This is a genomic window from Novimethylophilus kurashikiensis, assembly GCF_003112435.1.
Lineage (GTDB): Bacteria > Pseudomonadota > Gammaproteobacteria > Burkholderiales > Methylophilaceae > Novimethylophilus > Novimethylophilus kurashikiensis.
The window spans coordinates 53,715-66,086 of record NZ_BDOQ01000009.1; the positions used below are offsets into that span (position 1 = coordinate 53,715).

General features: G+C 57.8%; 8 protein-coding genes and 1 tRNA gene. 3 read left to right on the forward strand and 6 right to left on the reverse strand.

Annotated elements, in window-relative coordinates; genetic code table 11:
• Positions 1-89: 89 nt before the first annotated feature.
• Both NMK_RS11240 and NMK_RS11245 read left to right on the forward strand, forming a co-directional pair.
• On the forward strand, positions 90-1,928 hold the full coding sequence (locus NMK_RS11240) for a methanol/ethanol family PQQ-dependent dehydrogenase (protein WP_181376266.1): 1,839 nt from the start codon (positions 90-92) through the stop codon (positions 1,926-1,928).
• A 269-nt stretch (positions 1,929-2,197) separates the two neighbouring features.
• Positions 2,198-2,284 (forward strand) — tRNA-Leu (locus NMK_RS11245).
• Positions 2,285-2,372: 88 nt separating this feature from the next.
• On the opposite strand, the gene NMK_RS11250 is transcribed toward NMK_RS11245, so the two are convergent.
• Together NMK_RS11250 and NMK_RS11255 are read right to left on the reverse strand one after the other, a co-directional pair.
• Complete coding sequence (locus NMK_RS11250) at positions 2,373-3,443, reverse strand: sterol desaturase family protein (RefSeq protein ID WP_109015858.1); 1,071 nt, start codon at positions 3,441-3,443, stop codon at positions 2,373-2,375.
• 123 nt (positions 3,444-3,566) lie between these two features.
• Positions 3,567-4,808 carry a cyclic di-GMP phosphodiesterase gene (locus NMK_RS11255; RefSeq protein WP_109015859.1) on the reverse strand — a complete coding sequence of 414 codons (1,242 nt, stop codon included), beginning with the start codon at positions 4,806-4,808 and terminating at the stop codon, positions 3,567-3,569.
• Positions 4,809-5,130: 322 nt separating this feature from the next.
• Here NMK_RS11255 and NMK_RS11260 point away from each other — a divergent pair, with 322 nt between their 5' ends.
• On the forward strand, positions 5,131-9,024 hold the full coding sequence (locus tag NMK_RS11260) for a PAS domain S-box protein (RefSeq protein ID WP_181376258.1): 3,894 nt from the start codon (positions 5,131-5,133) through the stop codon (positions 9,022-9,024).
• Here NMK_RS11260 and NMK_RS11265 read toward each other — a convergent pair.
• The 4 genes from NMK_RS11265 to NMK_RS11280 form a co-directional block, all read right to left on the reverse strand.
• Entirely contained in the window at positions 9,021-9,608 is a 588-nt protein-coding gene (locus tag NMK_RS11265) for a response regulator (RefSeq protein WP_109015861.1), read from the reverse strand. The genes NMK_RS11260 and NMK_RS11265 overlap by 4 nt on opposite strands.
• 158 nt (positions 9,609-9,766) lie before the next feature.
• Positions 9,767-10,855 carry a protein-glutamate methylesterase/protein-glutamine glutaminase gene (locus NMK_RS11270; protein ID WP_109015862.1) on the reverse strand — a complete coding sequence of 363 codons (1,089 nt, stop codon included), beginning with the start codon at positions 10,853-10,855 and terminating at the stop codon, positions 9,767-9,769.
• A gap of 32 nt (positions 10,856-10,887) precedes the next feature.
• On the reverse strand, positions 10,888-11,502 hold the full coding sequence (cheD, locus tag NMK_RS11275; RefSeq protein ID WP_109015863.1) for a chemoreceptor glutamine deamidase CheD: 615 nt from the start codon (positions 11,500-11,502) through the stop codon (positions 10,888-10,890).
• Complete coding sequence (locus tag NMK_RS11280; protein WP_370848694.1) at positions 11,499-12,365, reverse strand: CheR family methyltransferase; 867 nt, start codon at positions 12,363-12,365, stop codon at positions 11,499-11,501. The genes cheD and NMK_RS11280 overlap by 4 nt, the downstream gene beginning before the upstream one ends.
• Positions 12,366-12,372: the final 7 nt, after the last annotated feature.

Here is a 12,372-nt window from a genome sequence, read left to right on the forward strand (position 1 = left end):
GAGGTAGGCCGTGTGCCTTCTTACGACAACATCAATACAGAACTAGGAGAGCTATTTTGCAATTACGGAAATTGAATATCGCGCTCGGCATGTCGGTGCTGGGCATGTTTTCCGCCACGGCATTTGCCGGCGAAGACTTGCAGAAGCTGATGAAGGACGACAATCAGTGGGTTGCACCGCGCAAGGATTTCGCCAATACCGGCTATAGCAGCCTCGCCCAGATCAACAAGGGCAACGTGCGTAACCTCAAGCTGGCCTGGACTTTCGCTACCGGCGTCAACCGCGGTCACGAAGGCGCACCGCTGGTCGTCGGCAACATCATGTACGTCCATACCGCGTTCCCTAACAATGTGTACGCACTGGACCTCGACGACAACCAGAAGATCAAGTGGGCGTATTTCCCCAAGCAGGATCCTTCCGTGCAGGCCGTGCTGTGCTGCGATAACGTGAACCGCGGCCTGGGCTACGGCGACGGCAAGATCTTCCTGCAACAGAACGACGGCATCCTGGTCGCGCTCGACGCCAAGACCGGCGAGAAAGTCTGGGACGTGAAGGTGAACGATCCCAAGATCGGCGCTGCCAACACCAACGCCCCGCATGTCATCAAGGACAAGATCATCACCGGCTGTTCCGGCGGCGAGTACGGCGTGCGTTGCCATATCTCTGCCTACAACATCAAGGACGGTTCGCTGGCATGGCGCGCCTACAGCACCGGTTCTGATGCCGAAGTGCTGATCGGCAAGGATTTCAATAAGGCCAACCCGCACTACAACGCACTTTCCGTCTACCAGGACGTCGATGGCGGCAACAAGCAGGGCGGTTCGTTCAAGGCCATGGCCAAGGATCAGATCAAGTTCCCGGAAAGCGACCTGGGCATCAAGACCTGGCTCAAGCCGCAAGCCATGAAGGACGGCTGGCAGAACGGCGGCGGCGCGACCTGGGGTTGGTATTCCTACGATCCGAAGCTGAACTTGATGTACTACGGTAGCGGCAACCCCGGCACCTGGAACCCGGACGTACGTCCCGGCGACAACAAGTGGTCTATGACTATCTTCGCTCGCGACGTCGACACCGGCGAAGCCAAGTGGGGCTACCAGATGACGCCGCACGATGAGTGGGACTACGACGGCATGAACGAAATCATCCTGTGGGAAGCCAAGGGCAAGCAGTTGGCCACGCACTTCGACCGCAACGGTTTCGGCTACACGTTCGATCGTACCAATGGTTCGTTGCTGGTCGCCGAGAAGATGCATCCCTTCGTCAACTGGGCGACTAGCATCGACCTCAAGTCCGGCGTACCGCAAAAGGATCCGAAGTTCTCGACGCACCAGGACTACAACGCCAAGGGTATTTGCCCCTCCGCGCTGGGCGTGAAGGACGAGCAGCCGGCTGCCTTTTCTCCGCGAACCAAGATGTTCTACGTACCGCTCAACCACGTCTGCATGACGTATGAGCCGACCGAATCCAAGTACATCGCAGGCCAGCCATGGGTGGGTTCTACCCTGACCATGTTCCCCGGTCCTGACGGCGTGATGGGCGGTTTCATGGCCTGGGACGGCCTGAAGGGCAAGGCCAAGTGGTACAACAAGGAGAAGTTCTCTGCCTGGGGCGGCGCTCTGGTCACCGGTTCCGATCTGGTGTTCTACGGCACGCTGGACCGCTGGTTCAAGGCACTCGATGCCAACACCGGCAAGGAACTCTGGCGTTTCCAAGTGGGTTCTGGCGTGGTTGGTAATGCGATCACCTACGGCCACAAGGGCAAGCAGTACGTAGGCGTGTTGTCCGGTATCGGCGGTTGGGCTGGCGTGGCGATGAACCTCGGCATGACCAACGAAACCGACGGCCTGGGTGCTGCCGGCGGCTACAAGGAGCTGGTCAAGTACAACGCAGCGCCTGGCGGCGGTGCAATGAACGTGTTCAGCCTGTAATCGATGATGTGAGTTTGCAGTAAACGTTCGTCGGGGCGGATCGGATGTAGCGACCGTTCGGCCCTAACCCCGGCGTTCGTCTCCATGTTAAATCTTCCCAGCGAGGTGGATTTGACCCTGACCCCCTCAACGCAAGGCGAGGGGGTTTTTTTATGCAGTATTCCAGTGAATGAATGACTTGCGACTCATGGCTGCTATCCGACCAGCAGAGGCCGAAAAATTAGGTTAGACGTGCGCTGCAGGATTGTTTAGAATGCGCGTCCTTCGCTGCCCAGATGGCGGAATTGGTAGACGCGCTAGGTTCAGGTCCTAGTGGTGGTAACACTGTGGAGGTTCGAGTCCTCTTCTGGGCACCAAATAAAAAAACGCACCGTACTGACTACAGACGGTGCGTTTTTGTTTTTGTCGCTTCGTGAACTGAAACTGCGACTGGAGCTACAAGAATCAGCTTGCGGAAGCACCTTGTGATGCGGCTGAGAATTCTGTTGCTGCGGGTAATTGGCTGGTCGGGATCGGCTCGTAATCCGGTCCGAAGCCCACATCGCCCGGACGCCAACCGGCGGGTCGCTTGAAGGCACCCCAGAAGCGCTTCAAGGTGTACCACTGCATTTCGATCAGGCCGCGGTCGTTGTCGGCGTCTACCACAGGGTCGGTCACGCCGGTGGGACGAGGCGGTTCGCCGTAGAGCGCGGTGCCGAAGAGTACATCCCAGATCGAGAACACCTGGCCGAAGTTGCAGTTGTGCAGGTTGGGGCGTTCGGCATCCACCGTCATGTGGTGCAGGCGGTGGAATTTGGGATCGACGAAAACTTTTTCCAGCCAGCGACCGAAGCCGAAGCGCACGTTGGTGTGCGAGAAGTTCTGCACCAGTTCGCTGATCAAGGTCAGTAGCGCGAACTCGGACAGGTCGATGCCCATCACGATCCCGACCGAGGCGAGAATGAAGGATTGGACTACGCCGTCGAGATAGCAACCGCGGTCGTTGGTCCAGCAACTCATCTGGCGTTGGCTGTGATGCATGCTGTGCATCGCCCACCACCATGGAATCAGATGCTGGGCGCGGTGCATCCAGTAGTAAGTCATGTCGTACATCAGGTAATACACCAGCAGCAGCACCCAAGTGTGGTGCTCGAACCAGGGAATCATGTGCTTGACGGTAAAGCTGGGCTCAGCCGTGGCAGAAGACGTCGCGCCGATGCCGAACAAGTGGCCCAGAGGTGCCAGTACGGTGTAGCTGAAAATGGGGAAGAGCCCCAGCAGCATGATAAGGGTGTACAGCCTATCAATCTTGGTCAGGCTGCGATCGGTCCAGCGTTCGGCAGGCGCCAGGCTTTCCAGCGGGCGGAAAATGCAGGCGATGATAAAAATCTGGATGAAGGTATACACGCCGGCTTCCGCGATCTCGAGGGGCGGCGGGGCGCTTTCACGCAGATGCAGGAAATCCAGGGCGGGCGTGACGATGTTGAGACTGACAGCTTCGAGCAGGTGCGACCAAAGTAGCGATAATTCGGACATTGTCGTGTGATTTTTGACGAAAGCCGTATTTCACCACTCTCGGCGAGCAGGTTCAAGCGGTTGATGCTGAAAAAATGCGCGTGAAGGGCAGCCGGAAAAGTAGCGTTCCGGCCTCTCAATGATTCAGGACTTGGCTTCGATACTGCCCCACAGGACGCTTAGATCGCCGAAATTCCACTTCTTTGGGTCTTCGATTCCCGCTACTTTGTCCTGGACGGACGGTATTGAAGTATCGATGACTTCAGGCAGGATGCGCATGTTGGATTTGGATGAGAAAAACGCCTTGACCTTGGGCGTCAGCAGCGATTGCTCGCCCTGATCCACGACCACGCCGAGCTTGCCGGATTTCAGCTTGACCAGGGTGCCGATGGGGTAGATGCCGACGCTTTTGACGAATGCCTGGAACACGCGGCCGTCGAAGTGTCCCTTGCTCCATTCCGTCATGCGGCGCAGGGATTCGGCAGGACACCAGCCTGCCTTGTAAGGCCGGTTGGAGGTGATGGCGTCGTAGACGTCGCAAACGGCGCCCATCTTGGCGAAAATGCTGATCTCGTCGCCCTTGAGCCCGTGCGGATAGCCCGTGCCGTCGACTTTCTCGTGGTGATGCAGGCATACATCCATGGAGACTTCGCTCACGGCGTGGCCCTCCTTAAGCAGTTTGTAGCCTGCTTCCGGGTGGCCCCGGATGATGCTGAACTCTGCGTCGGTCAACTTGCCCGGTTTGTTAAGCACATCCATCGGCATCACTGCCTTGCCAATGTCGTGTAGCAAACCGGCCATGCCGGCTTCGCGCAAATCGTTTTCTTTCATGCCCAGTTGGCGACCAAGGGCCACCATCAGTGCACAGACGGCGACCGAGTGCATGTAAGTGTAGTCGTCTGCCGATTTTAGGCGTGCCAGGCTGATGAGGGCGCCTGGATTGCGGATGACCGACGAGGAAATTTCCTCGACCAGCGGGCCGACCGCTTGGGCATCGATCGCCTTGCCCATGCGGACTTCCTGCAGCATGCCCTTGACGGCGGTCTTGGCCTGGGCGCAAATCTTCGCCGCGCGTTGCATTTCCTCGGCGATGCCGGTTGGCTCGTGGTCTCGTGCGGGCTTGGGTGGCGGAGGTTCGGCAATAGGGGCGGTAGAAACCTGCGGCGGAGGAGGTTCGGCAGCCTGAGGTTCGTCAACTGCGATGTCGAATCCTTTAGAAATGTCGATGACGACTTCCTTGATGCTGCTTTCCATCACCAGGCGAATATCGTTCTCGTCTTCGATGACGAATTTGCTGCGCCAAAAAGGGTGGTCGATCCAGGAGCCGCAAAATTCCTGCAGATACATTCCCACGCGCAGTTCATTGACGTTGATGCGTTTTAGCATGAGGCCTAACTAAGGTTTTGTTGTAGTCTTGTAGGGTACTTGGGCGTCAGGCAAAACGGACCCCAAAATGTATAGAAAGTCTACACCAAGACGGCATTAGTGAGTGATCATTTTTGATAAAAATGATACTTTCACGGCTTGTTTTTTATGCACTGCCCGAATTGGATATTGCGATTTTGTAGGCATCCGATAACACTTGCATGAGTCCATTTTTTCCGTTGGAAAGACCCGCGTGCCGCAACGTATTTTTAAGATGAACCGCCGAAGTTTGGCCAGAACGGCTGGGTGGACCCTGGTTTCTTGCTTGCTGGCCTTGTTCTCCATGGCAGTATCGCGTGCCGGACAGAACATCGCTTTTCTATGGCTGCCCAATGTGGTGATGTTCGCTGTGCTGCTGAGTCATCCCATGCGGGAATGGCGCCGCCTTGCCACTGCCGGCGGTGTTGGGATTGGGGTGGCAAACCTGATCTATGGCGATGCGCTCGCATTCAGCCTTGGCATGGCGCTCGCCAACATGCTGGAGTTCACCTTGGGCGCCCGGCTCGCGGCCAGACTTACCCACATCGGTTACGGAAAACTAAAGTTCATTACCGCGCTGCAATTGCTCGGCATCTACAGCGCCGTGGCGATCCCGGTCAGCGCCGTTTTCGGCAGTACCATCGTGTGGGTTTATCTCGGCCAGCCGTGGGTCGGTGCGTTTGCGCATTGGTTCCTGGGCGACCTGGTGGGCGTCGCCTTGATTTTATTGCCTGCCGTCATGTTGCTGCACGGGCGTCTGGATTATTCCATCCATTCCAGGAAAGGCGTGCTGACCTGGGCAGCCATCGCACTCATCCTGCCTTCGTCTTGGTTCGCCTTCCGGTATACGCATTTCCCGATGATCAATATCACGGTGTTGCTGTCTTTCACAGCTTTCGTGGTCGGAGGGCTTCGTGTGGCCGTCATCGGCAATACCGTGCTGATGCTGATGGGGACAGGACTGATGATGGGCTGGGTACAATTGCCCCAGAACGTCATCTCGGCAGGAGCCAACGGCGTATGGCTGATCTGCGCCATGGGGGCTTTGTTTTCGACCTTGATCGGTATTACGGCTGACGAACTGCGGGAGAAAAATCTCTTGCTGACGGCGAGCGAAGCGCGTTTCTACGATGCCATGGAATTCGCTGCCAGCGGCTTCGCGCTAGGAGATTTTTCGGGGCGCATCTACGAGGTCAATAATGCGTTCTGTCGTATCCTCGGTTACCGCCGTGAGGAACTGATCGGCCTCTCCACCCGCGATATCACGTATCCGGACGACCTCGAGGTCTCGCTGATTTACTTGCGGCGCTTGCAGGCGGGGGAAATCGACGTCTACCAGTTCGACAAGCGCTATATCCACAAGAACGGGCAACCCGTTTGGGCCGAGGTCAAGGTGTCGCTGCTTAAGAGTGCTGCCGGCAGGCCAAGCGTCATCGTGCAGATTGAAGACATCACCGCCCGCCGCGAACAGCAGCAAAAGATACTGCAATTGAGCGAGCGCTTGAGTCTCGCCACCCAGGCCGGTGAAATCGGCATCTGGGATCTGGATTTGCAGACGCATCAGCTGGTCTGGGATGAGTATCTGTACGGCATCTACGACATCGATCCCTCCGAACCGTTGACTTACGCCATCTGGCGAAGTCGCGTCCATCCGGACGATCTAGGTCCCACCGAGGCCTTGCTGGACAAAGCCATTTACCAAGGTATCCCGTTCACAACCGAGTTCCGCGTCATCGATCGAAAAGGGCAGGTACGCCATATCCGTTCCAAGGCGACGGTGACCTGGGACGAACATGGGCAGCCGTTGCGCATGGTCGGCGTCAACGTGGACATTACTGCCCACAAGACGGCTGAAATACTCCAGGATCGAGCACGGGAAGAACTGCAAACGATCATAGACCAGATGCCTGCGATGATCGGCTATTGGGATACCGAGCTACGCAACCGCTTCGGCAACCAGAGCTATGTGGAATGGTTCGGCAAGAGTCCTCTGGAAATGCGGGGTCAGCATATACGCGAGGTGATCGGCGAAAAACTATATGCGCTCAATCTGCCTTACATGCAAGCGGCTCTAAGAGGCGAGCGCCAGCAATTCGAGCGCACCATCGTGGACGTTTCTGGCCGCACGCGTTACTCGCTGGCGTCTTATTTGCCCGACATCCGTGCCGGCGTGGTCAAGGGTTTTTACGTGTTCGTGGCCGATATCACGCCGTTGAAGCACGCCCAGACAGCGCTGGCCGAAGTGCAGTCGCACTTGCGGGCGGTCATCGATAGCGCCGCCGAGTTCGCCATCCTCGCCACAGATAATGCCGGCACCATACAGTTGTTCAACAAGGGCGCGGAGCAGATGCTGGGCTACAGCGCAGAAGAACTGGTGGGCAAGTTCAAACCCGACGTGCTGCACCTTCCGGAAGAAATCGTCGAGCGCCGTGCCGTGCTCAGCCACGAAGCCGGCCGTACCGTCAGTATCGACGAGGTATTTGTCGGCCGGGCACGCCTGGGAGAATCGGAATCGCGCGAATGGACGCTGGTCCATAAGAACGGCCAGCATGTCCCGGTGCGTCTGGTCATCGCCCCCATGCGCGACCATACCGGTGAAATTACCGGCTTCGTTGGCATCGCCAACGACATTTCAGCCCAACGCCAAGCACGCCAGGCGTTGCGCCAAGCCAAGGAGCTTGCCGAGCAGGCGAGCCAGGCCAAGAGCGATTTCGTGGCCAACATGAGCCATGAAATCCGTACGCCGATGAATGCCATCCTGGGCATGAGTTATCTTTTGGATAGCACGGACCTGACCGACGAACAGCGCGACCACTTGGACATGATTCGTGTCTCGGCCCAATCGCTACTCGCCATCCTCGACGAAATCCTGGATTTCTCCAAGATCGAAGCGGGCAAGATGGTGCTGTCGCCTGTCGATTTCGATCTCGACGATGTCGCGCATTCGGTCGCCGGCATGATGGGCTTTACTGCACAGCAAAAGGGACTGCAGCTGACCTTGGATGTGGACCATGACGTACCTCGGCACGTGCATGGAGACCCGCAAAAATTGCGGCAGGTATTGATCAATCTGGCGGGCAACGCCGTTAAATTCACGGAGCGCGGCAGCATCGCGATACACATCGGCGTAGAGGCTTCGACGCATGAGGAAGCCACGCTGCGTTTTGCCATCAGCGATACCGGTATCGGCATGGACGCCGACCAGGCTGCCAGATTGTTTAAGCCTTTCGAGCAGGCCGACAGCTCGATTACGCGGCGCTTCGGCGGGACCGGCCTCGGGCTGGCGATTTCTAGCCGACTGGTAGAAATGATGGGCGGCCGGCTCGAGGTCGAAAGCGAGCTGGGGCAGGGCAGTATTTTCTTCTTCAGTCTGCCGTTCCCGGTCGTGCAAGGAGTGTCGTCGAATGAATCGCTGGGCGACGGATTGGCGGGAGTCCCTGTACGGCTTGAAGGTGCACGCCTGCTGCTGGTAGAAGACAACCGCATCAGCCAGGAAGTGGCGGCGAAAATCCTGCGGAAATCCGGTGCGGAAGTGGAGATCGCTGAGAACGGCAGCGATGCATTGGATCGCCTACGGACAAATCCAGGCTACGACGTGATCCTGATGGATATCCAGATGCCGGAGTTGGATGGCTATAGCGCAGCGCGCCTGATTCGCGATGAGTTGGCGCTGCAAACGCCCATTATTGCCATGACGGCGGGGGTTACACCCTCGGAGCGTGAGCAATGCACTTCAGCCGGCATGAACGACTTCATCGCAAAGCCGTTCGACGTGCATGAGATGCTGCTTAAAATCCGGCGCCTTCTCAACCCCAATATTGAAAAGTCGCTCTCGTCGCCTTCACCGGTTATCGACGAGGTTGCCCATGTCTTCGATGCGGAGGACTTTCTCCGCATGTTGGACGGCGATACCTCGTTTTGCGGCGACTTGATCCGTCAGTTCGTGACGAACACTCAGGACAGCCTCGACCTCATCCGTCGTGCCTGTGACAACAAGACGCCGGAGGATGCCTTGCGGGTCTTGCATACCTTGAAGGGAACGGCCGACACCTTGCGCGCCAAGCGCCTGGCGAGAGTTGCTGCCGAGGCCGAGGCAGCGTTGAAGCAGGGGAGTGAGGCGGAACTGGAACGCGTTGAGTATATTTTCGACGAAACCAGGCGCGAGATGGAGGCCTGGCTGTCGACAGTGTCTGCTTAAGCCGTTTGACCGCGTGCGGCGAGGGCCCGTACCTTGTTTTCCAGTTCCTCGAAATCGACCGGCTTTCTCAGGATTTCGATATTGGCGGGAATACCGCCGCGTTTCTGGATTTCCTCATCGCTCAAGGCGGTGACCACGATGATGGCGGTCTTGGTGGCGCCCGGATGTTCTTCTAGTGTCCGCAACATGCGGAAACCATCGACGTAAGGCATCATGAGGTCGGCGACCAGCACATCGGGTTTTTGCTCGCCGATGGAAATCATGGCTTCGTAGCCGCCGCTTGCAGTGAGCAGCTTGACCGGAGGTTCCCAGGCGGAAATCTTGTGCTGGTAGAGATTGAGCAGGACGGGATCGTCCTCAGCGACTAGCACCGTCAGTGCGCCGCGTTGGCCGTTGCGGGAGGGTTTGCGGCTCGCCAGCAGTTTTTGTACCGATTCCGGAGAGACGCGACGATGCCCGCCTACCGTTTTCCAGGCTTCGAGCACACCGCTTTCGACCCAGAGTTGAACGGTCCGCAGGGAAACGTCCAGCAGCTTGGCCGCTTCGCGCGTGGAGTAAGCTTTGGGCTCCGTGTTGTCAGTCATCAATTGCTCCCGCAAAGGTAATTCGCATACATCGCCGTAGGCACGGCTTTCTACAACATCTTTGCCGAACGAAATTCGTCGTCAAAGTGGCAGGGTATGTTGCACACGACCGGGCATTGTACCCACAAAGCCATGCTCAGGCACTATCGGGGAAACCCCTAACGCGCGGATTCAGCCTTCGACGATTTCATCGCCGTGTGCTGCAATCGGGCCAGGATTTTCTCGGTCATGCGCTCCAACGGCACGATTTCGTCGACCCCGCCTTGGGCGATGGCTTCTCGCGGCATGCCGAACACTACGCAGCTCGCTTCGTCCTGGGCAAAGGTGTAGGCGCCGGCGTCGTGCATGGCCTTGAGTCCGAGTGCGCCGTCCTTGCCCATGCCGGTGAGAATGACACCGACAGCCTGCTTGCCGAGCTGGGTCGCTGCCGAATGGAACAGCACATCGACGGAAGGTCGATGTCGGTTGACCGGATCTGCCTGCGAGAGTTCGCATACGAATTTACCGCCGTGCCGGCCCACCAGCAGATGGGAATGCCCGGGAGCGATATAGGCGTGGCCTGGCAGGATCGGTTCGCCGTGCTCGGCTTCCTTCACTTTGATGCGGCAAAGCGTATCGAGCCGCATGGCAAACGATCGAGTAAATCCTTCCGGCATGTGCTGGGCTATAACAATACCTGGCGCATCGGCCGGCATCTGTACGAGGACGTCCTTAAGCGCTTCAGTGCCCCCAGTCGAGGCGCCGAAAACGAGCACTTTACCTTGGGTGAGCGTGGGGTTATTAAGCATGGGCGGAATTGTACCTCCCTTGTGTCCAGCCTGGGGGCGAACCGTGCGCCTGTGCAGGCGGGCTTTGGCCGCGACGCGGATTTTCTCGGCGAGGATATCGCCGTATTCGGTGACAGACTGTCCGGGATAACTGCCCGGCTTGGCGATGACGTCCACGGCCCCCAGCTCCAGCGCCTGCATGGCGGTTTCCGAACCCGATGCGGTCAGCGTGGACACCATGAGGACCGGAGTAGGGCGCAGCCGCATCAGCCTTTCCAGAAAGTCCAGCCCGTCCATGTGCGGCATTTCCACGTCCAGGGTGACCACGTCCGGGTCGAGTTCACGGATGGATTCCCGCGCCGCCAATGGGTCTGGCACAGCATCTACGACTTGCAAGTAGGGATGCGAGGCGATGATGTTCTTGAGCATGGCGCGCATCACTGCGCTGTCGTCGACCACGATCACTCGGATTTTTTTCATGATTATTTCAGGTGATGTTCGTCATGGTTGGATCACGTGAACAGCTCGATCTCGCCCTCGACCTTGGAGCTCACCAGGCGAGAGCCGTATTCGCGTTCGCGTTCCATGATGGTCTGGTTGTGGATGTTGCGCAGTTTCTTGACCAGGACGCGTCCGCTTGACGGGTAGAAGTACACCTTGCGTGGAAAAATATCGAGCAAATCCTTGGCGATTACTGGAATCCCCTCGGTCTTGAGGTAATCCAGGCCGAACTCTGCATTGCGCTCGCCCACCTTGGTCGCGCTCATGTTCTTGATCACCGCGCCGCCGCCGAAGAGCTTGGCCTCGAGGTTTTCGCGCCGCGCGCCCAGCTTCATTAACTGGTTGATGAGCATTTCCATTGCATAAGTACCGTAGCGCGTAGAGGCTGCGCCCCAGCCGCCATTGTCCTGACCTGTTTCGGGCAGCATGAAATGATTCATGCCACCGATACCGCTGACCCTGTCGCGGATGCAGGCCGATACGCAAGAACCCAGCGTGGTGACGAGCAACATGTCCCGCCGTGTCACGTAATACTCCCCAGGCAGAATTTTCGCCGCCTGGATATTGAAGTTACGGTCGAAATAAACCTCGGGTGCCTGGGTTTCCTCGTAGTCGCGCTGGCTCATCGTGCATGCCCGGACAAATGTCGGCTCTTTTCCGCGATCGCATACACCGTCCGCCCCTGAGTGGTGAATAGGTCGGATGCATGTTGAAAGCTCTCCGAATGACCTGCGAACAACAGGGCATCGCTACGCATCGCCGGAATGAATTTTTTCAGGATCTGGTACTGCGTAGGCTTATCGAAATAGATCATGACGTTGCGGCAGAAAATCGCCTCGAACGGCCCGCGCACCGGCCATTTGTCGTCCAACAAGTTGAGCTGGCGAAACGTCACCATGTCGCGCAGTTCCTTGCGGACCAGCACGTTGCCTTCGTTTTTGCCCGATCCTTTGAGGAAAAACCGCTTGAGCGTCTCGCGCGGCAGTTTGGCTACGCGTTCCAGCGGATAGACCCCGCGCTCGGCTTTTTCCAGCACGTTGGTATCGAGGTCCGTCGCCAGGATATGCACGGGCGGGGTATAGCTGCCAAAGGCTTCCACCATGGTCATGGCAATGGTGTAAGGCTCCTCGCCGGTGGAGGAGGCGCAGCACCAGATCTCGATGGGTTTGCGATGTGCTACTTTCTGGATGTGCTGGGCCAGGATGCTGAAGTGGTGCGGTTCGCGATAGAACGCCGTGAGATTGGTCGTCAGCGAATTGACGAAGGCCTCCCACTCGCTCGGGTTGTCGCCGTTGAGCAAGGCCAAGTAATCGCGAAACGTCGCCAGACCGTTGGCCCGGAGCCGGCGCGCCAACCGGCTGTAGACCATGTCTTTCTTGGCGTCGCTGAGGTTGATGCCGGCATGCTCGTAGATGAGGGTGCGTACGCTGCGGAAGTCCTGCTCCGTGAAATGAAACTCCCGCTCCGCAAAATGGCTCATGTCGCGCATGTCTATC